This is a genomic window from Tenacibaculum sp. TB-56 (assembly GCF_059716275.2).
Genome location: NZ_CM201367.1, coordinates 1882964 through 1904598, shown reverse-complemented (window position 1 = coordinate 1904598; position 21635 = coordinate 1882964). Strand labels below are relative to the sequence as shown.

General features: G+C 33.9%; 19 protein-coding genes and 2 pseudogenes. 13 read left to right on the top strand and 8 right to left on the bottom strand.

Annotation, left to right across the window (positions count from 1 at the left end; translation table 11 throughout):
- Positions 1–40: 40 nt before the first annotated feature.
- The gene (locus tag AC3VI6_RS09220; RefSeq protein WP_274633596.1) at positions 41–679 is read right to left on the bottom strand and encodes a peroxiredoxin; all 639 of its coding nucleotides are present in this window, start codon (positions 677–679) and stop codon (positions 41–43) included.
- A 297-nt stretch (positions 680–976) separates the two neighbouring features.
- Between AC3VI6_RS09220 and katG the strand changes: the two genes are divergently transcribed.
- The 4 genes from katG to AC3VI6_RS09200 all read left to right on the top strand — a co-directional run bounded on the left by katG (position 977) and on the right by AC3VI6_RS09200 (position 4299).
- The gene (gene katG / locus AC3VI6_RS09215) at positions 977–3166 is read left to right on the top strand and encodes a catalase/peroxidase HPI (protein ID WP_497705954.1); all 2190 of its coding nucleotides are present in this window, start codon (positions 977–979) and stop codon (positions 3164–3166) included.
- Positions 3167–3390: 224 nt separating this feature from the next.
- Complete coding sequence (locus AC3VI6_RS09210) at positions 3391–3750, top strand: YtxH domain-containing protein (RefSeq protein ID WP_497705953.1); 360 nt, start codon at positions 3391–3393, stop codon at positions 3748–3750.
- Positions 3750–4112 carry a TMEM165/GDT1 family protein gene (locus AC3VI6_RS09205; RefSeq protein ID WP_497705952.1) on the top strand — a complete coding sequence of 121 codons (363 nt, stop codon included), beginning with the start codon at positions 3750–3752 and terminating at the stop codon, positions 4110–4112. Before AC3VI6_RS09210 ends, AC3VI6_RS09205 begins: the two co-directional genes overlap by 1 nt.
- On the top strand, positions 4093–4299 hold the full coding sequence (locus AC3VI6_RS09200; protein ID WP_497705951.1) for a hypothetical protein: 207 nt from the start codon (positions 4093–4095) through the stop codon (positions 4297–4299). Before AC3VI6_RS09205 ends, AC3VI6_RS09200 begins: the two co-directional genes overlap by 20 nt.
- A 41-nt stretch (positions 4300–4340) precedes the next feature.
- Here AC3VI6_RS09200 and AC3VI6_RS09195 read toward each other — a convergent pair whose 3' ends face one another.
- The 5 genes from AC3VI6_RS09195 to AC3VI6_RS09175 form a co-directional block, all read right to left on the bottom strand.
- Positions 4341–5504, bottom strand: a complete 1164-nt coding sequence (locus AC3VI6_RS09195; RefSeq protein ID WP_497705950.1) for a sigma-54-dependent transcriptional regulator — start codon at positions 5502–5504, stop codon at positions 4341–4343.
- A 42-nt stretch (positions 5505–5546) separates the two neighbouring features.
- Positions 5547–5672, bottom strand: a complete 126-nt coding sequence (locus AC3VI6_RS09190) for a four helix bundle protein (RefSeq protein ID WP_274633593.1) — start codon at positions 5670–5672, stop codon at positions 5547–5549.
- A 22-nt stretch (positions 5673–5694) separates the two neighbouring features.
- A complete protein-coding gene (locus AC3VI6_RS09185; RefSeq protein ID WP_497705949.1) occupies positions 5695–6627 on the bottom strand; it encodes a mechanosensitive ion channel family protein in 933 nt (310 codons plus the stop codon).
- A gap of 98 nt (positions 6628–6725) precedes the next feature.
- Positions 6726–8048, bottom strand: coding sequence for an ABC transporter permease (locus AC3VI6_RS09180; protein ID WP_497705948.1), 1323 nt, complete (start codon positions 8046–8048; stop codon positions 6726–6728).
- Positions 8049–8051: 3 nt separating this feature from the next.
- Positions 8052–8981, bottom strand: a complete 930-nt coding sequence (locus AC3VI6_RS09175) for an ABC transporter ATP-binding protein (protein WP_497705947.1) — start codon at positions 8979–8981, stop codon at positions 8052–8054.
- Between the two features lie 190 nt (positions 8982–9171).
- Here AC3VI6_RS09175 and AC3VI6_RS09170 point away from each other — a divergent pair, with 190 nt between their 5' ends.
- The 6 genes and pseudogenes from AC3VI6_RS09170 (at position 9172) to AC3VI6_RS09145 (ending at position 17024) form a co-directional block, all read left to right on the top strand.
- Positions 9172–9633, top strand: coding sequence for a MarR family winged helix-turn-helix transcriptional regulator (locus AC3VI6_RS09170; protein WP_497705946.1), 462 nt, complete (start codon positions 9172–9174; stop codon positions 9631–9633).
- Positions 9634–9651: 18 nt separating this feature from the next.
- Positions 9652–12058, top strand: a pseudogene (locus AC3VI6_RS09165) (3-hydroxyacyl-CoA dehydrogenase/enoyl-CoA hydratase family protein).
- Positions 12059–12143: 85 nt separating this feature from the next.
- Positions 12144–13333, top strand: a pseudogene (locus AC3VI6_RS09160) (acetyl-CoA C-acyltransferase).
- Positions 13334–13456: 123 nt separating this feature from the next.
- Positions 13457–15265 (top strand): acyl-CoA dehydrogenase FadE, encoded by a 1809-nt coding sequence (locus tag AC3VI6_RS09155; RefSeq protein WP_497705945.1) that lies wholly within the window; start codon positions 13457–13459, stop codon positions 15263–15265.
- A 320-nt stretch (positions 15266–15585) separates the two neighbouring features.
- Positions 15586–16584 carry a PliI family lysozyme inhibitor of I-type lysozyme gene (locus AC3VI6_RS09150; RefSeq protein WP_497705944.1) on the top strand — a complete coding sequence of 333 codons (999 nt, stop codon included), beginning with the start codon at positions 15586–15588 and terminating at the stop codon, positions 16582–16584.
- 11 nt (positions 16585–16595) lie between these two features.
- A complete protein-coding gene (locus tag AC3VI6_RS09145) occupies positions 16596–17024 on the top strand; it encodes an META domain-containing protein (RefSeq protein WP_497705943.1) in 429 nt (142 codons plus the stop codon).
- Between the two features lie 447 nt (positions 17025–17471).
- On the opposite strand, the gene AC3VI6_RS09140 is transcribed toward AC3VI6_RS09145, so the two are convergent.
- Entirely contained in the window at positions 17472–17810 is a 339-nt protein-coding gene (locus tag AC3VI6_RS09140; protein ID WP_452219626.1) for a winged helix-turn-helix transcriptional regulator, read from the bottom strand.
- A gap of 95 nt (positions 17811–17905) precedes the next feature.
- Between AC3VI6_RS09140 and AC3VI6_RS09135 the strand changes: the two genes are divergently transcribed.
- Positions 17906–18529, top strand: a complete 624-nt coding sequence (locus tag AC3VI6_RS09135) for an FMN-dependent NADH-azoreductase (protein ID WP_497705942.1) — start codon at positions 17906–17908, stop codon at positions 18527–18529.
- Positions 18523–19338 (top strand): DNA alkylation repair protein, encoded by an 816-nt coding sequence (locus tag AC3VI6_RS09130; RefSeq protein WP_497705941.1) that lies wholly within the window; start codon positions 18523–18525, stop codon positions 19336–19338. The genes AC3VI6_RS09135 and AC3VI6_RS09130 overlap by 7 nt, the downstream gene beginning before the upstream one ends.
- Before the next feature lie 53 nt (positions 19339–19391).
- On the opposite strand, the gene AC3VI6_RS09125 is transcribed toward AC3VI6_RS09130, so the two are convergent.
- Positions 19392–20357, bottom strand: a complete 966-nt coding sequence (locus AC3VI6_RS09125) for an IS110 family RNA-guided transposase (protein WP_497705913.1) — start codon at positions 20355–20357, stop codon at positions 19392–19394.
- 410 nt (positions 20358–20767) lie between these two features.
- Between AC3VI6_RS09125 and AC3VI6_RS09120 the strand changes: the two genes are divergently transcribed.
- Positions 20768–21520 carry a hypothetical protein gene (locus AC3VI6_RS09120; RefSeq protein WP_497705937.1) on the top strand — a complete coding sequence of 251 codons (753 nt, stop codon included), beginning with the start codon at positions 20768–20770 and terminating at the stop codon, positions 21518–21520.
- Positions 21521–21635 lie beyond the last annotated feature (115 nt).

Here is a 21635-nt window from a genome sequence, read left to right as displayed (position 1 = left end):
ACCTATCTTACACGAACTTATTTCCTCTCTTAATGTTATATTAGTTTGCCGCTAAGTACTCTGCTGTAGCTTTAGCGTTTGCTTGCATAGCTTCTTTACCTTCTTCCCAGTTTGCAGGACAAACCTCACCTTTTTCTTGTACGTGAGTGTAAGCATCGATTAAACGTAAGTACTCGTTTACGTTACGACCAACTGGCATGTGGTTAATTCCTTCGTGGAATACAGTTCCTTCTTCATCAATTAAATACGTAGCTCTGTATGTTACGTTATCTCCTTCTACTTGTACAGTTCCTGTAGCTTCATCATACGTTTCATTAGTAATATCTAAAATTCCTAAAATAGATGATAAGTTACGGTTACTATCAGCTAATAATGGATAAGTAACTCCTTCGATTCCTCCGTTAGCTTTAGATTGGTTTAACCAAGCAAAGTGTACTTCAGGAGTATCACATGACGCACCAATTACAATTGTGTTTCTTTTTTCAAATTCTGATAAAGCAGCTTGAAAAGCGTGTAATTCTGTTGGACAAACAAAAGTAAAGTCTTTTGGATACCAGAATAATAATACTTTCTTGTTGTTTTTTACTGCTTCTTCTAATACATTTAATTTAAACGTATCACCCATTTCGTTCATTGCATCTACGCTTAAACTTGGAAATTTTTTTCCTACTGTAGCCATTTTATATTTTTTAAAGGTTAATAATAAATATATTCTTTTTATCTGGAGCAAATTTATTTCCTTTCTTACGATCTACAGCCTAAAAGCAAAAATATTTTCTTATTCAACTATAAAGATTATCAATACATTTTAAAAAACCAAATAAACAAAACAAATACAAACCCAACTATCAAAAAGTTATATGTTAAAAAAAACAAAATAATAAAAAATTGTTATATTGAAATAAAAAATATAGATAAAAATTATTCAAGGTTTTATCGTAAATTTGATGGTATTCTAACCTATAAAATTGATAACATGAAAGATGCAAACTCACACGCTTCTGGTAAATGTCCATTCTCACAAGGCGCTAATACCGAAACCCATGATAACGTTATGGAATGGTGGCCTAAATCTTTGAATTTAGACATTCTCAGTCAGCATGACACTAAAACGAATCCTCTAGGAGAAGATTTTAATTATGCTGAAGAATTTAAAAAACTAGACCTTGAAGCTGCAAAAAATGATTTAAAAACGCTTATGACCGATAGTCAAGATTGGTGGCCTGCTGATTGGGGAACTTATGGTGGATTAATGATTCGTATGGCGTGGCACGCTGCGGGTACTTATAGAGTTGCAGACGGAAGAGGTGGTAGTAACACCGGAAACCAACGTTTTGCTCCCTTAAACAGTTGGCCCGATAACGGAAATCTAGATAAAGCACGACGCTTATTATGGCCTATCAAAAAGAAATATGGAAATAAACTATCGTGGGCTGACCTTATTATTTTAGCAGGAAATATGGCTTACGAATCTATGGGATTCAAAACTTTTGGTTTTGCTGGAGGGCGTGAAGATATTTGGCATCCTGAAAAAGATATTTATTGGGGATCAGAAAAAGAATGGTTAGCTCCTACAGGGAGTAAAGGCTCGCGCTATTCTGGTGAGCGAGATTTAGAAAATCCTTTAGCATCTGTTATGATGGGATTAATTTATGTAAACCCTGAAGGTGTTGATGGCAAACCCGATCCGTTAAAAACTGCACATGATGTTCGAGTAACTTTTAAGCGTATGGCTATGAATGATGAAGAAACCGTTGCTTTAACTGCTGGTGGGCACACAGTTGGAAAAGCACACGGTAATGGTGACGCAGGAGCCTTAGGTCAAAGTCCTGAAGGAGCAGAAATTCAAGATCAAGGTTTTGGGTGGATGAACCCTAAAGGAAACGGAAATGCAGCCGATACCGTAACTAGTGGTTTAGAAGGAGCTTGGACAACTACTCCTTACAAATGGAATCACACCTACTTTCATTTGTTATTGAATCACGAATGGGAATTAAAGAAAAGTCCAGCTGGTGCGTGGCAATGGGAGCCTGTGAGTATGGATGAAGCAGATAAACCTACCGATGCTCACAATCCGAATATGAAAAGGAATCCTATTATGACTGATGCAGATATGGCGATGAAAATGGATCCTGAATACAGAAAAATATCGGAGAAGTTCTACAACGATCCAGCAGCTTTTGAAGACGCTTTCGCTAGGGCTTGGTTTAAACTTACCCATCGTGATTTAGGCCCAAACACTCGTTATTTAGGAGCTGACTCTCCTACCGAAACATTGATTTGGCAAGATCCAGTTCCAACTGTTGATTACACTTTAAGTACTACAGAAATTGAAGAACTAAAAGAAAAGTTATTAAATAGCGGACTTACTCGTACAGAATTAATTAATACTGCTTGGGATAGTGCCAGAACTTACAGAGGTTCCGATTTTAGAGGCGGTGCTAATGGTGCTCGTATTCGTTTAGCTCCTCAAAAAGATTGGGAAGGAAACGAACCTACAAGATTAAAAAAAGTGCTTGATAAATTAACTGAAATTCAATCAGGATTAAGCAAAAAAGTAAGTATTGCTGATTTAATTGTTTTAGGAGGAAGCGCTGCCATTGAAAAAGCCGCTAAAGAAGGTGGTTTCGATATTAAAGTTCCTTTTACTCCTGGAAGAGGTGATGCAACTGCTGAAATGACCGATGTAGAATCTTTTGATGTACTAGAGCCTTTACACGATGGCTACAGAAACTGGCAAAAGAAAGATTACGTAGTAAAACCAGAAGAATTATTATTAGACAGAACGCAACTTATGGGCTTAACCGCTCCTGAAATGACTGTTTTGGTTGGAGGAATGCGTGTATTAGGCACTAACCACGGAAATACCAAACATGGTGTATTTACCGATAACGAAGGTGTTTTAAGCAACGATTTCTTTGTGAATTTAACTGACATGAAGTATTCTTGGAAACCTGCTGGTGAAAACCTTTATAATATTGTTGAAAGAAAAACTGGAAACACAAAATGGACAGCTACCAGAGCTGATTTAATTTTTGGTTCCAATTCAATTTTACGTTCGTATGCAGAAGTATACGCACAAGATGATAACAAAGAAAAATTTGTAAAAGATTTTGTAGCTGCTTGGACTAAAATAATGAATGCAGACAGATACGATTTAGCATAACTATTTACCTTTCCTAACTAAATCTGAAAAGGCTGAGTTCTAATTAGAATTCAGCTTTTTTTTGCTATCTCATTCCACAAAACACTTTCTTCAAAGCAAATAAAACCACAAAAAACAAGCAACTAACATCAAGTGAGTTAATATTTCATTTTAATGAGTCAACCTCTCTTGTAATGTCTGGGTATTTTTGAGTAGAAACGATTTATTAATTTAAAATACATATTATGAGTAACGATAAAAACATTTTTGGTTTGTTAGTAGGAATGGCAGTAGGAGCTGGATTGGGTGTGCTATTCGCCCCTGATAAAGGAAGCAAAACAAGACAAAAAATAGCTGACGGAGCGGCTTCAGCAAGAGATACAATAGCAACAGAAGCAGCTCATTTAAAAGACGAAGTTGCAAACAGAGCTGAAAACTTAAAAAATACAGTATCAGAAACTATTAGTAACAAAAAGAGTACACTAGAAGAAAAATTAGACTCTATTGTAACTGACGCTAGCTACAAGGCTGATGATGTAATTTCACAGTTAGAAGAAAGATTAAAAGTACTGAAAGCAAAAAACAAAAAATTACAAACTAAATAATGTCGGTTTTTAAGTCATTACATACGACCTCAGAAAAAGCCATAGAAAAAGGTGAAGAATTCATTAAAAACTCTGAAAAATACTACAAATTAAAGATTTTTCAAGTGTTAACGGCTTCACTTAGTATGATTTTTAGTTTTGCCGTCATCGGCATATTCATGCTAATTGCTTTTGTTTTTTTAGCCGTAACGCTATCAGCAAGTATTGGCGATTTACTAAACAATCAAATTTTAGGTCATTTAATAGTTGCCTTACTATTTATTGTGTTTGCTATTATTACTTACTCCTTAAGAGATAGGGTTGAAAATTTTGTAATTAAAAGTTTATCTAAGAAATATTTTGATGATGAAGAAATCTTATAACAACAGACAAGAAATACTAAAAGAGCTTAAGCTTTTGAAGCTTAAGCGTGATATTTCTTTTGAAGAGATAAAACTTATTAAAGAGCAATTTAAAGATGATTTATCTTTCGGAAATTGGTTTCAAACAGCAATTCAAACCTTTGGAAGATTAGGCGTGTACAACTTGGCAAAAAGAATTTTAAAATAAAGAAAAAACCTAAGAGTATTTTTTAATCTTAGGTTTTTTCTTTATTTACTAGCAAACAACTTTACATCGTTTTTAGACACTTCTTTTTCTCCTAAAATAAGTAAGCGTTCTACAACATTGCGTAACTCACGAATATTACCTGTCCAGTCATATTCTTGTAATTGTTTAATTGCGTCATCTGCAAATGCTTTTTTAGGCATTCCTTGTTCTTCAGAAATTTTCTTAGCAAAGAAATCTACCAATAAAGGAATATCTTCTCTTCTTTCATTTAACGCAGGAACTTTAATTAAGATTACCGCTAAGCGATGATATAAATCTTCACGAAAACGTCCTTCTTCAATTTCCTTTTTTAAATCTTTATTCGTGGCAGCTACGACACGTACGTTCACTTTAATATCCTTATCAGAACCTACACGCTGAATGCGATTTTCTTGTAATGCGCGTAATACTTTTGCTTGTGCAGATAAGCTCATATCTCCTATTTCATCTAAGAAAATAGTTCCTCCATTTGCTGCCTCAAACTTTCCTGCTCTATCTTTATTAGCCCCTGTAAAACTACCTTTTACATGTCCGAATAGTTCACTTTCTATTAATTCTGAAGGAATAGCTGCACAGTTTACCTCAATCATTGGTGCTTTAGAACGATCAGACTTTTCATGCAACCAATGCGCTACTAACTCTTTTCCTGTTCCGTTAGGCCCTGTAATTAACACACGAGCATCGGTAGCTGAAACTTTTTCTATCATATCTTTAATATGAGTAATAGCTTCACTTTCACCAATCATTTCGTAGTTTTTGCTTACCTTCTTTTTTAAACGTTTGTTTTCAACTACTAGTTCTTTTTTATCCAATGCATTACGAACTGTATTTAACAAACGATTTAAATCTGGCGGTTTCGAAATATAATCAAAGGCACCTAAACGCATTGTATTAACTGCTGTGTCAAGATCTCCGTGACCAGATATCATCACCATTGGTGTTTCTGGTTTAATCTTTCTTGCCTTTTCTAATACCTCAACACCATCCATTTTTGGCATTTTTATATCACACAGCACTAAATCGTAATCTGTGTTTTTTATCATTTCAATTCCTGCTAATCCATCTTCTGCTTCTTCTACTTCATAGGAATCATTCTCTTCAGAAATGATTTTTTTTAACACTCTGCGGATTGCAGCTTCATCTTCTATTATTAATATTTTAGCCATATTCTTTTTTAGATTTTTAAATGTTTGACAAAAGAGAAAAGACTAACCTAATGAGTTCTTAAATCCTGAAATCATTTTTTGTAACTCTTCTATTTCGTCTTCTAAATCTATTAATGTTGTTTTATCAATATGTTCTTTATAACAAGAAAGAACCATTTGTGTTTGCAATTCAAAAAGTAAGCCAAGTATTTTATTGAGACTTTCCTTTTGATTTTTCTTCGATTTTCTCAGTTGCTTTATCGTTAGTTAATCTTTCTTTTGATTCTTGATTAAACTTTAAACCTTTAGCATCTACAATATGTATATCTCTTTGAGGAAATGGAATACTTACATTATGCTCTCTAAATAATTCATCTATCCTAAACCTAATATCACTCTTTGGTATCGCTGCCTGAAAGCTATCGTTTAATGTAAAAACCAACTTAAAATCTAATGAGCTATCTCCAAAATTTTCAAAAAACACTAACGGAGCAGGGTGTTGATACACTTTTGAATGTTCGTTAGCCGCTTGTAACAATAGTTTTTTTACTAATGCAACATCACTACCATACGCCACTCCTACTTTTACACTCTCACGAGTTGTGGTTCCGTTTTGCGTCCAGTTATATAAACTATTTGATAAATACTTATGATTCGGAATTACCAACACTTTATTATCGATAGTTACCGCTCGGGTAGTTCTTAATTTTATTTCCTCTACTCTTCCTACTTTATCGTCTAATTCGATAATATCTCCTACATGTACACTTTTATCAAGAATAATAAAAATACCTGAAATAATATCTTGAAAGAAGGTTTGTAATGCCAAACCAATACCAATTAATAAAGCAGAAGAAGCTACTAAAACCGCACTTAAATTAACTCCTGCTGAACTTAAGCCTATTGAAAAAACGACTACATAAGCTAACCAACTGGTAAAAGAGAAAATAGTATCAAACTTATTTTTATCTTCTTGTTCTAACTTGCTTTTTGCCAGCTTTTTTAAATACTTCAATAAAAACTTGACAAAAAGTAAGCCTACAATTAAAAACAGGATTGTTTTTAACGTGAACTCAACATCTTTTCCTCCCACAGGGATTCTGTAGTTTAAAAAATCGGTTATTTCCTTTATAATTTCTTTCATCTAGTAGTTCTTATTGTTTTATTAATTAAATACAATCTACATTAAACTCTTTCAATTATAGTAAACTAATGACTTTACAATTTATTTCATAAAAATAATTATCCGTTATAACGAATCCACTTCCATAAATCTTTATAGGTTGCTTTTTTACCGTACATTAAAATACCTACTCGATAAATCTTAGCAGCTACCCATACAATCACTATAAAAGTAAGAATTAATAACAACATAGAAATGGCTATTTCCCACCAAGCTACTCCAAATGGAATACGCATTAACATAACAATTGGTGAGGTAAATGGTATGTATGAAAAGACTACTGATACTGGTCCGTGAGGATCATTAATTACCGTTGCAAATCCGACATATACAGCTAAGATTAAAGGCAACATAATAGGCATCATAAATTGCTGAGTATCTGTTTCATTGTCTACAGCTGCACCAACAGCTGCGAATAGCGAACTATACAACATATATCCGCCCAAGAAATAGAAAATGAACAAGAAAAACATTTTAACTAAAGGCAACCTGAAAATTTCTTGTACAATCATTTCTCCTTTATCGGTTGCTGTTTGCTTAATTACCTCCATTTGTTCTGGTGAAACTTTAGCCGATTGCACATCCATCATATCAACTCCAAAGAAAGAGGATGCAACAAGACTAAATATTAAAAACAAAATTCCCCAAATAAAGAATTGTAATAAACCTGCTGATGCATTTCCTATAATTTTCCCTAACATTAATTGGAAAGGTTTTACCGATGAAACAATTACCTCGATAATTCTACTTGTTTTTTCTTCAATAACACTTCGCATTACCGAAGTGCCATAAATCATAACAAACATCATTAATAAGTATCCTGCTATGGCACCTACTCCAATTTTTAATCCGTTGATTAGTTTTGATGATTTTTCACCAGAGAAATTCAACATTTTAATTTCTGAAGCTATTTTTGACTCTTCTATATGCGCTAAATCAATACCGAAACTGGTTAGCTTTTCATGACGTAACACTTTGTCTATCTTATCCTCCAAACTTTCCATAATAGACATACTTGGTGAATCTTTTGAGAAGAACTCAATCGATTTTGCCAACACCTCTAAACTATCTTGCTTCGGAATATATAAAGCTCCGTAATAATCGCCTTCTTCAACTTTCTTTTTAGAATCTTCAATACCTAACGCCGTAAAATCTTGATACTTTACCGTTTTAGAATCTACAAATACATCTTTAGAAAACTTTCCTGACTCATCTACATAAACTATCTTCTTAACCTTCTCATCATTCTTTTTCATTAAGAAAAATACCAACGCCCCCATACCAATCATCAACAAAGGACTTAAGAAAGTCATGACGATAAATGATTTATTTCTAACCTTAGCAATAAATTCACGTTCTATAATTAATCGTAATCTTTTCATAGCTTAACTGTTTTTATGTATTGCTTGAATAAAAATATCATTGGCACTTGGTACTAACTCGACAAAATGCTGTACTTGTCCTTGAGTAGTTAAATACGATAGCAAATCGTTTGGTGAACTTCCATTAGAAAGCTTCACGTTTAATTTTAAACCATCATTCAATAATTTGAAATCTGCTGGTAATACTTCAAAGTTTTGTTTTAATTTACTCTCAACTTCTCTCGAATTTGAAGTTGTTAACCCTACTTGAAAAGTATTTGTTCTAAATTCCTTTTTAATATCCTCTAGCTTACCGTCTAAAATTTTGTTTGATTTATTAATCAAAGCTATATAATCGCACATTTCCTCAACAGATTCCATTCTGTGTGTAGAAAAAATGATGGTAGCACCTTCATCACGCAATTGCAAAATTTCTTTTGCTATTAACTGTGCATTAATAGGATCAAACCCAGAAAAAGGCTCATCAAAAATTAATAATTTAGGCTGATGCAATACCGTTACTATAAACTGTACCTTTTGCGCCATCCCTTTAGATAGCTCTTCAATCTTTTTATTCCACCATGCGCCAATATCAAACTTATCAAACCAATATTTAAGGCGTTTTTTAGCTTCGGCTTTACTCAATCCTTTTAACTGTGCCAAATACAACGCCTGCTCTCCTACCTTCATACTTTTATACAAACCACGTTCTTCTGGTAAGTATCCAATATGTTCAATATGATGTGGTGCTAACTTTTCTCCATCTAAAATTACCTCACCACTATCTGGCATTGTAATTTGATTGATGATTCTAATTAAAGAAGTTTTTCCAGCTCCGTTAGGACCTAACAAGCCAAAAACGCTTCCTTTAGGTATGTGCATAGACACATTATTTAATGCAGTATAATCGCCGTAACGTTTTACCACATTATTTATTTCTAATAAATTATTCATAGACTCAATAGTTGATTAATTGCCGCTTGTTAAAAAACAGCAGTGACAAACTTACATATTTTTATACTCAATTAGTATCTACTTCGCCGTAAACGTTACAAGATTAATTTTATGTTAATTTTATTATGCATGCATAATTTTTTTACTAAATACTATGCACGCATAATAAATTTTTATATATTTGGCATCGATGGATAAAGATAAATCGATAGATCACCAATTAAGAGCCACTTGGCAAGCCGTTGCAAAAATGTATAATGAGCAAGCTGCCAAGCACGATAGCACCATGGCTACAGCTTTTGCTTTGTTGAATATAGATTATGAAAATGGTACTCCTTCTACAGCTTTAGGTCCTTTAATGGGAATGGAGCCTACAAGTCTTTCTCGTTTACTAAAAACCATGGAAGACAAAGGAGCTATATGTCGCGAAAAGAATCCTAATGACGGAAGAAGTGTTATTTTAAAACTTACTAACTATGGTAAGGAAATGCGTGAAGTTTCTAAGGGACATGTGTACCAATTTAACAACAAAGTAAGAGAGTATATTACTGAAGAAGAGTTAGAAAACTTCCTTAAAGTAACAACAACAATAAACAAATTAATTACAGATAAGTTGATATACGAAGAGGATATTGACAATCAAGCTGTATAAAAACAAACCAATAAACAAATGGCAAGAAGAATTAAAAAAGTAGCAATTATCGGTTCTGGTATCATGGGATCTGGTATTGCATGTCATTTTGCTAACATTGGCGTTGAAGTATTGCTTTTGGACATCGTTCCAAGAGAGCTTAACGACCAAGAAAAAGCAAAAGGATTAACCTTAGAAGACAAAGTAGTTCGTAACCGTTTGGTAAATGATGCTTTGACTGCTTCATTAAAGTCAAAACCATCACCTATCTACAATACAAAATTTGCAGATAGAATTACTACTGGAAACCTTGAAGACGATTTACACAAAATTAAAGATGTAGATTGGGTTATGGAAGTAGTTGTTGAGCGCTTAGACATTAAACAAAGTGTTTTTGAGCAAGTTGAAAAATATCGTACTCCTGGTACTATTATTTCTACCAACACTTCAGGTATTCCTATTAAGTTTATGAATGAAGGACGTAGTGAAGATTTCCGTAAGCACTTTGCGGTAACGCACTTTTTTAACCCTCCTCGTTATTTAAAATTATTTGAAGTTGTTCCTGGACCAGATTGTAAACAAGAAGTTACTGACTTCTTAATGGATTACGGTTCTAAATTCTTAGGAAAAACTTCAGTATTAGCAAAAGATACGCCTGCATTTATTGGTAACCGTATTGGTATCTTCGGAATCCAATCGTTATTCCACCAAGTAAAAGAATTAGGATTAACTGTTGAAGAAGTTGATAAATTAACAGGTCCAGTTATTGGACGCCCTAAATCAGCTACTTTCCGTACTGTTGATGTTGTTGGATTAGATACTTTAGTACACGTTGCTAACGGTATTTATGAAAACTGTCCAAACGACGAAGCTCACGACTTATTTAAGTTGCCAGATTTCATCAACACAATGATGGAAAACAAGTGGTTAGGTAACAAAACCAAGCAAGGTTTTTACAAAAAAACAACCAATGCTGAAGGAAAGCGTGAAATTTTAGCATTAGATTTAGATACGATGGAATACCGTCCGTCTAAAAAAGCAAAATTTGCTACCCTTGAATTAACCAAGACAATTGACAAGCCAATTGACCGATTTAAAGTATTAGTTGGCGGAAAAGATAAAGCGGGAGAATTCTACCGTAAGAACTTCGCAGCAATGTTTGCCTACGTTCAAAATAGAATTCCAGAAATTTCTGATGAATTATACAGAATTGACGATGCTATGAAAGCTGGTTTCGGATGGGAAAATGGTCACTTTCGAAATTTGGGATGCTGTAGGAGTTGAAAAAGGTATTGAATTAATGAAGGCTGAAGGAAAAGAGCCAGCTGCTTGGGTTACTGAAATGGTAGCTAAAGGAGAAAAATCTTTCTATACAGTTAAAGACGGTGCAACATATTACTACGATGTACCTGCAAAAGCACAAGTTAAAAAGCCAGGACAAGATTCATTTATCATCTTAGACAACATTCGTAAAACTACCGAAGTATTCAAAAACTCTGGTGTGGTGATTGAAGATTTAGGAGACGGAATCTTAAACTGTGAATTCCAATCTAAAATGAACACTATTGGTGGTGATGTCTTAGCTGGATTAAACAAAGCAGTTGATTTAGCTGAAAAAGACTTCCAAGGATTAGTTATTGGTAACCAAGCTGCAAACTTCTCAGTAGGTGCCAACATCGGAATGATTTTTATGATGGCTGTTGAGCAAGAGTACGATGAATTAAACATGGCTATCAAGTATTTCCAAGATACTATGATGCGTATGCGTTACTCTTCAATTCCTACGATTGCTGCTCCTCACGGAATGGCATTAGGTGGTGGATGTGAATTATCATTACACGCTGATAAAGTAGTTGCTGCTGCTGAAACCTACATCGGATTAGTAGAATTTGGAGTTGGAGTAATTCCTGGTGGTGGTGGATCTAAAGAAATGGCGTTAAGAGCGCAAGACTTATTCCACACTGGTGATGTTCAATTAAACGTATTACAAGAGCACTTCTTAACTATTGGTATGGCTAAAGTTGCAACTTCAGCTTATGAAGCATACGACTTAAACTTACTACAAAAAGGAAAAGATGTTGTGGTTGTAAACAAAGACCGTCAAATTGCAGAAGCTAAAAAACATGCTGTGTTATTAGCAGAAGCAGGTTATACACAACCAGCAAAACGTAAAGATGTTTTAGTATTAGGTAAGCAAGCCTTAGGAATGTTCTTAGTAGGAACAGACTCTATGGAAGCTTCTAAATATATTTCTGAGCACGATCAGAAAATTGCAAACAAACTAGCCTATGTTATGGCTGGAGGAGATTTATCAGAACCAACAAAAGTTACTGAGCAGTATTTATTAGACCTTGAACGTGAAGCTTTCTTAAGTTTAACTACTGAAAGAAAAACGTTAGAGCGTATTCAGCATATGTTAAAAACTGGTAAACCTTTGCGCAACTAAAGTTGCGAGTTATTAGTTTTCAGTTATAAAGTGGTCAGTTAAGAATCACTAAAAACTTAAAACTAAACACTAAAAACTTAAAAGTATGAAAACAGCATATATAGTAAAAGGATATAGAACCGCCATAGGGAAATCTAAAAAAGGTGTGTTCAGATTTAAAAGAGCTGACGAATTAGCTGCTGAAACCATCAAATATATGATGGGTAAGTTGCCAGAATTCGATGTAAAGCGTATCGACGATGTTATTGTTGGTAACGCAATGCCAGAAGGTTCACAAGGATTAAACATGGCAAGAATTATTTCGTTAATCGGATTAGATTCTGTAGATGTTCCTGGAGTTACCGTAAACCGTTTCTGTGCATCAGGATTAGAAACTATTGGTATGGCAGTAGCAAAAATTCAATCTGGAATGGCAGAGTGTATTATTGCTGGTGGAGCAGAAAGCATGAGTTCTGTACCAATGACAGGTTTTAAACCAGAATTAAACTACGATATCGTAAATGCAGGTCACGAAGATTACTATTGGGGAATGGGTAATACTGCAGAAGCAGTTGCGCAACAATTCAATGTATCTCGTGAAGACCAAGATCAATTTGCATACGAATCGCACATGAAAGCTTTAAAAGCATTAGATAGCGATCGTTTCCAAGATCAAATAGCTCCAATCAATGTTGAAGAAACTTATATTGATGCTAACGGAAAGCGTGCCACAAGAAATTACACAGTTACTAAAGACGAAGGTTCACGTCGTGGAACAACAGTAGAAGCCTTAGCAAAATTACGTCCTGTATTTGCTGCTAATGGTTCTGTTACGGCTGGTAACTCATCACAAACTAGTGATGGAGCTGCTTTCGTAATGGTAATGAGTGAAGATATGGTAAAAGAGTTAGGTATTCAACCAGAAGCTCGTTTAGTAAGTTATGCAGCAGCAGGAGTACCACCTCGTATTATGGGGATTGGCCTGTAGCAGCAATTCCAAAAGCATTAAAACAAGCAGGTTTACAACAAAGTGATATTGAATTAATTGAATTAAACGAGGCATTTGCTTCACAATCATTAGCTGTTATTCGCGAATTAGATTTAAATCCGGATATCATTAACGTAAATGGTGGGGCAATTGCTTTAGGTCACCCATTAGGATGTACTGGTGGTAAATTATCTGTTCAGTTATTTGATGAAATGCGTAAGCGTAACATGAATAACAAATACGGTATGGTTACCATGTGTGTTGGTACTGGTCAAGGTGCCGCAGGTATTTTCGAGTTCTTAAGCTAGAACTAAGATGTAGGTATTGAGTATTGAGAGATTTTCTCTGCTCTTTTTAAAATAAATAAAAGAATTATAAAAGTAGTTAGTATCTCAATACTCACTACCAAATACTAAAAATCTAAAAAAATTATGTCAGAATTAACTAAAGATCTTTTACGCGGAGGGCAGTTCTTAGTAAAAGAAACAAAATGCGAAGATATATTTACTCCTGAAGATTTTTCAGAAGAGCAAACAATGATGCGTGATGCGGTTAAAGAATTTAACGACCGCGAAATCATTCCTCATAAAGAACGTTTTGAAAAGAAAGACTATGCACTTACCGAAGAAACTATGCGTAAAGCTGGTGAATTAGGATTCTTAGGTGTGGCTGTTCCTGAAGCTTATGGCGGATTAGGAATGGGATTCGTTTCTACCATGTTAACATGTGATTACATTTCAAGTGGAACTGGATCTTTTAGTACAGCTTTTGGTGCACATACAGGTATTGGTACGATGCCAATTACGTTATACGGTACAGAAGAGCAAAAGCAAAAATATGTTCCTGCATTAGCAATGGGAGAGCGTTTTGGAGCTTACTGTTTAACAGAACCAGGAGCAGGATCGGATGCTAACTCAGGTAAAACTACTGCTGAGTTAACTGAAGACGGAAAGCACTACAAAATTAACGGACAAAAAATGTGGATTTCGAATGCAGGTTTTGCTGAAATCTTCATCGTTTTTGCTCGTATCGAAGACGATAAAAACATTACTGGTTTTATCTTAGAATATGATAAGAACAATCCTAACGGAGTAACTTTAGGAGAAGAAGAACACAAATTAGGTATTCGTGCCTCTTCTACTCGTCAAGTATTTTTCAACGACACATTAGTTCCTGTTGAAAACATGTTATCTGTACGTGGTGGTGGATTCAAAATTGCAATGAACGCCTTAAACGTTGGTCGTATTAAATTAGCAGCAGCTTGTTTAGATTCTCAAAGAAGAATTGTAACTCATGCTGTAAACTATGCTAACGAGCGTAAGCAATTTAAAACTCCTATTGCTGAGTTTGGAGCTATTAAAATGAAATTAGCTGAAATGGCTACTAACGCTTATGTTGGTGAGTCTGCATCTTACAGAGCTGCTAAAAACATTGAAGACAGAATTGCAATTCGTGAATCAGAAGGAAACACGCATCAAGAAGCAGAATTAAAAGGTGTTGAAGAATACGCTATTGAATGTTCTATCTTAAAAGTAGCAGTTTCAGAAGACGTACAAAACTGTGCTGACGAAGGAATCCAAATTTACGGAGGTATGGGATTCTCTGAAGAAACTCCAATGGAGTCTGCTTGGAGAGATGCTCGTATTGCTCGTATCTACGAAGGAACTAACGAAATTAACCGTTTATTATCGGTAGGAATGTTAGTTAAAAAAGCAATGAAAGGTCATGTAGATTTATTAAATCCTGCAATGGCAGTTCAAAACGAATTAATGGGAATTCCTTCTTTCGATACTCCAGATTATTCTGAATTATTCTCAGAAGAAAAAGAAATTCTTGCTAAACTTAAGAAAGTATTCTTAATGGTTGCAGGAGCTGCTTTACAAAAATTTGGACCAGAGTTAGAGCAACACCAACAGTTATTAACTGCTGCTTCAAATATATTAATTGAAATATACATGGCAGAATCTGGAATTTTAAGAACAGAAAAGAACGCGAAGCGTTTTGGTGAAGATGCTCAAAAAGAACAGATTGCAATGGCTAAGTTATACTTATACAATGCTGTTGAAATTATTACCAAAAGTGCAAGAGAAGGAATTATTTCTTTCGCTGAAGGTGATGAGCAACGTATGATGTTAATGGGACTTAAGCGTTTTACAAAATATGCCAACTACCCTAACGTAGTTGAGTTACGTGATACAATTGCAGAGAAATTAAAAGCAGAAAATAAATACTGCTTCTAATCCTCTGAAAGATTAGATATAATTCATAGTTAGTGCACATTATCAGCAAACTAACTTGAATAAAAAAATTTCTTCAACTATTATAGGTTTTAGAATTTAGTTGTTTGTTTAAAAGATCGTCAAATTAGGTTTTGGCGGTCTTTTTTTTGATGAAATTTCTTTCTAAAATCTAATGATCAATCAATCAATCAATCAATCAATCAATCAATCTAACCATCTAATCATCTAACACCGAACTCTCTTAATATTTTCTTAAAACCTTTTTTCATATCCTTAATGGTATATTTATTGAAACAAATTCCTCTGAAAAATTGAAAAACATGATAAAACTAAACACTTCAGCCTTATTAGGAATGGCTTTTTTAGCCCTAGTAAGCTGTAAAAACGAAACAAAAAAAACAGACACGCAAGAAACTACTCAAGAAGCTGTAACTACGACTCTTAGTGTTACAGGAAACTATGTTTCTTCCGAATACGAGAAAAGAGATGAAGGCTACGATTGGGTTTCGGTTGCTGTAAAAGCTGCTAAAGACGAGCAATTAAAAATTGCTGTTCGTTCGCGTGCTGACAAAAAGAAACCTACCTGTACTTTTGACGCACTTGCAAAAAAAGTAAATGACAGTACTTTTACAGCTACTGCCGAAGGGAAAACAATCCTATTTTCTTTTAAAGACAATCAAATTTCCATCACTACTCAAAACGAATCTGATAGCAACATCTTAAACTTTTATTGTTCTGGAGGAGGTAGTCTTGCGGGTTCGTATCAGAAAATTGAAGGTGATTTAGACCAAACACAGATAGACAAAACCATTTTTAGAAAAAATGTAACCTTACAAGGAATTAGCTTTAGTATTTCTACTCAAAAAAATGGAATGGAAACTGAATTAACGGTTACTTCGTACGGATTAGAAGTAGATAATTCAGCCGTTACTCAAACTATTGACGGTAGTGTTGTTGATGCAGAAATTGAAGATTTAAACTCTGATGGTTCTCCTGAAGTATTAATCTACACAAAATCTGACGGAAGTGGAAGCTACGGAAATGTAATAGGATTTTCAGTAAACAATAAAAAATCGATGAGTCAAATATACTTCCCTCCTATTACCGATAACAAAGAGTTAAGTAAGGGATATATGGGGCACGATGAATTTACCATTATTGAAACTACCCTAGCACAACGTTTTCCTATTTATAAAGAAGGTGATAGCAATGCCAACCCAACAGGTGGCACCAGACAAATTACGTACAAATTGGTTGATGGAGAAGCCTCTAGAAAATTTGTAGTAAAAAACTCAACTGAATTTAACACTAATAACTAAACTTAAATAGTATGAAAAAACTATCATTTGTATTCGCAGCAATTCTATTAATTACGGTGTCTTGTGCTAAAAAAGATACTGCTGAACAATTATACGGAACCACTTGGGAACTAGAATACATCTCTGGACCTAGAATTGCTTTTGAAGGATTGTTTCCTGATAAAAAGCCACAACTTACGTTTGATAAAGAAACAAACAAAGCTACTGGAAATAACGGTTGTAACGGTTATGCTGCTGAATTTACGTTAGGGAAAGAAAATACGATTTCTTTTGGAGAACCAGGACCTACAACTATGATGTACTGCGGACAAGGAGAACAAGAGTTTTTAAAAACCATTAAAAAAATAAACAAGTATAGTTTTGACTTAGAAGGAAAACTAAACTTATTAATGGATGACGTACCTATGATGCGTTACAAAAAAGTTACTGTTACTGAATAATAACAAGTGTGAGAAGCAGCTAGATTCAGCTTAGCTAAATCACAATTTTTAACATAAAAAACCTCATAATATAAAGCCTTTTTTGGTTTGTTAGTATGAGGTTTATTTTTTTCTACCAAAGGCAATGTCCGCTAATAAGTATACAGAGAATGTTGGCTTGTATCTATACAAATGTATAAGCAGAAACATTCCGTAATATCAGTGACCCGTGTTATTGGAGTATTCAATAAAATGTGTCAACTTGTTTAAAGTTGCTCCTATTACTGAAGAAGGAAGACAACCGATTAGGCTTCGTTTGTAGTCCCGATAAAAAAGTTGCACTTTTTTATCTTATTTCTTTATATTTGAAGGTGTTAATAAAATTGCTAAAAGTTCCGCATATCCTACCGTAAAAGGAATATATAAGTAATTTTATTACGTATATAAACTAGTTGTAGCCAATTTAAATCAACTTTCGTCCTTATCAACAAGCAATTTTCCCCAATCGTTCAGTTTCCACAAAACATCGACCAATTTTTGACCCAAATCCGTTAATTGATACTCAACTCTTGGAGGTAATTCGTTGAAAGATTTTTTCGTCAATAAACCATCTGAAATCATTTCGCTCAAATGTTGATTTAACACTCTTCTATCGACTTGGTTAATTCCTCTTAAAAATTCGCTTGGTCTTTTTTTGCCTTCGTGAATTTGCCAAATAATAGGGATTTTCCACTTTCCGCTAATCGTGTTTACCGCTTTTTCCAACGGACAGATTTTATTTTTGACTACTATTTGCTTTGTATCCATAATATTGACTTTTTTATCCCATACTGACAAAAATATGCGGTATTGATTGCTCTGCTTCAAGACCATAAATTTGACGAAATTTAAACTACAAATTTATGAAATTATTAAGAATTGACTCAAGCGTAAGAATTCAGAATTCAAAGACGAGAATGTTAACCGAATATTTCCTTGAACAACTAAAAACAAACAATGAATATTCATTAAAAATCAGAGATGTTGGCATTAATCCACCAAAGTTTCCAACGGACGAGTTCATAAAAGCAAATTATACGCCTGAAACTAACAGAACACAAGAAATGAAAAATGTACTTGCATCTTCAGACACGTTAATAGATGAACTGATTGATAGCGACAAAATAATAATTGCATCGCCAATGTACAATTTCTCGATTTCGGCAACTTTAAAAGCCTATATCGACAATATTGTAAGAGTTGGACGAACATTTGCATTGGACGAAAACGGAGCAATGAAAGGACTTTTAGGTGGTAAAAAAGTATTGGTAATAACATCGAGAGGTGCAATGTCTTACAAAAATGGAGAAGTGCTTCAATCATTCGATTTTCAAGAAAATTATTTGAGAGCATTACTCAATTTTATGGGAATAACCGACATTACTTTTGTAAACACAGAGGCACAGGATTTTGGAACGGACGAATTGAAAAATAGTAACTTTGAACAATCTAAAAAACAGTTATCGGAATTGGCTAAAATATGGTAGGCGAAGAAATAAAAAATAGAAAAGGAGCGAGAAAAGTACAAGACATCCCTAAAAACGTCTTGGATTTGCTCAACGAGGGGAAAATTCAAACAGTCAATCTTACAGAATGGTTAGCGGTAAACCAAACGGAATTGATTAAAAATAATTTCCAAAAAATAGGCTTGAAAGATTGCATTGATGATATCACAAAAGCTATTGAACAGCAGAAAAAACCCTCGACAATGGCTTCGATAAAACTAATCGGACAACATCTTTACGAATATTGTCGCCAATCCAAAATTTTAGCTTCGTCAATTGGACTTTTAAGCAATCACGAATCAGACACCATAAGATGTTATGCTACTTATTTAATCGCTTTAAATAGCGACTTAACTATTTCAGAAAAACTTGACCAATCGAGAAAATTGATTGCCGACAAGCATTTTGGCGTTAGAGAAATTGTTTGGATGGCATTAAGACCTGAAATCGAGAAAAATCTTATAGAATCAATCAAAATATTGAGCGAATGGACTAAAGACACGGACGAAAATATTAGAAGGTTTACAACCGAATCAATAAGACCGAGAGGAGTTTGGTGCAAACATATCGAGGAATTAAAAGAGAATCCCGAACAAGTATTACCTATTTTAGAACAATTAAAATCGGACAAGTCAAAATACGTTCAGGACAGCGTTGGGAATTGGCTAAATGACGCAAGTAAATCGCAACCTAAATTTGTAATTGGACTTTGTAAAAAATGGAAATCAGAATCACCAACAGCCGAAACGGAAAAAATATTAAAGCGAGCGTTAAGAACAATCGTGAAATAAAAACTGGCTACAACAAAGAACTGAGGTAAAAAACAAGTAAATTTTATACTTTTTTAAACCAAAGTACTTTTATAATTTGCATCATAAGGCAAACCACTTTTTACTATTGCAAAAGCTTGTTTTAGTAGCTTATTACACACCGCTATTAAAGCAAGTTTTTTACTCTTACCCTTAGCTACAATTCGGTCATAAAGTTCTCTACATGTTTTGTTGTATTTACAAGCATTAAAACTACACATAAACAATAAATTTCTAAGCTTTGGATTACCCATTTTACTTATTCGAGGTCTTCCTTTTATACTACTGCCTGACTCTCTAATAACAGGAGTTATACCTGCGTAACTGCACAGCTCCTTTGCCGAAGTAAAGCGCTTAAATCCATCGGTAAAAACTAATAACATTAATGCTGTTTTACCCCCTATTCCTGGAATTGACTTTAATAAAGTCAATTCTTCTTGATAGCTCTTTTTTACATTCTCTAGCAACAAATCTTCTAATTTAACCATCTCTTTTTGTATATTTTTTAGTTGCCTTTTTAAGGAACTAACTACCAATTTTGATGGAGTTCCTAATACTGATTCGCCATGAAGCTTATTCTTTAATTGAGTAGATTGTTTCGTATAAACACTCAACAAACGTACTATTTGTAAACATTCTTGTTGTTCCTTGCTTTCTCCTTTCCATATAGAAGGGGCTTGACTTACACCATAATTATATAGCTGCTTTGCATCACTCTTATCCGTCTTTACTTTTGATAAATTCATTTGAATAAAACGTTTTATCTTCAACGGATTTTCTACTGATACCAAAACTCCTTTTTCTGTTAAAAAATAAGCTAATCGTACATGATAATACCCTGTGGCTTCCATTATACAATGAGTTAAATCACTTGTGATTAACAACAGCTCTTTAAAGCCTGATGAATCATTTTTAAACTGATACCAATTACCTTGATAATCATACACATCTAAAACATCTTTACTTACATCGATTCCTAAAAATTGTTTATTTTTACTCATAAGAAAAAAGGATTGGAAAGAAAAATAACTACTATCAATTCAACAACTTGAAATCGAGATCTTGGTCTCACAGAACTGAACGAATTTAAAGTAGTAAAGCGTAGGGATTATCAATGTTGACGAAATCTAGGTTTCAACGTATATCATAACCTTACTCTACGCTTTTTTCTTTCTGGTTTTTATTACTAAAGTTAAACAATTGCTAACTTAAGACGTATATAAAACATAGCTAATTCAGGCTTTCCCAAAGGTTTTTGCTTAATTATGGAGTCCACCAAATTTTTATTTTTGTATATTTAGAAATTATAAGATAAATAGAAAAAATAAAAATTTGGCTTGTGTATAATCTGAAAAGTAAGCGTCCATTTGCACGCTACGTTTCATATACAAGACCGTTAGCTACAAGGCGAATGAAGAACTTCAAAAAAACATCTTTTCTATCTTTAACATTAGGTTGGATTGGACTAATTATAACTCATATAATTTGGTCGAATTTAAGATATGAAAATGCTTCTGGAGGAGATACTGGAGTCGTTTTATTTTGGGCATCTTTTTTTCTTTTAATCTTTTATGGACTTTTCATATTAATTCCACAAAAAAGAATTGTAAAACTGACTGAAAAACTGACTTTAACTTCATTTACTCTTCTTTCTGGAATTTATGCATTAATAGGTTTTATTATTCTTATTGGTTGGATATTTTTAATGTCCGACAATTTCTACGGAGTATTTTTAGATGCTATTGTTTTTGGACTAATTTTCGGACTGACTTTTCATCTGATTTGGAACAAAAAACGGAACGAATTAAAACAGAAACATTTGATTCCTATTCTGACTTTACCATTTTTTTTCCTTTTCATTTATTTGTTTGTTTTCCCAAAACTATTACCATCTATTGCATACAATGTTGTTCCTCAATATGTGAGACACGACATATTAAAAAATACAATTCCAAAATTTAAAGTCGGAGACGAATTAACCGAATTACAAAAAGCGTTACCAGGCGAATTTGAATTTGACGATTGTTATGGGAATAGTGGTGCGATGTTGGAAAACTTCCAATATGTAATCGAAGTGAATTGTTGTAAAATAGTAAGAATTGAATATGGACCAAGACAAAAAACGGGTTATACGATGGGCGGAAAAAGAAAGCCCTGTAGCTAACACCGTATAAAATTAATTGCTAATGCAAGCCTACTTACGAAAATCCTCGCGGATTTTCTATTCGGTTTGTATTTGCTAAATTAGGTGCTTAAACCACGCAACTAATCTTATACAA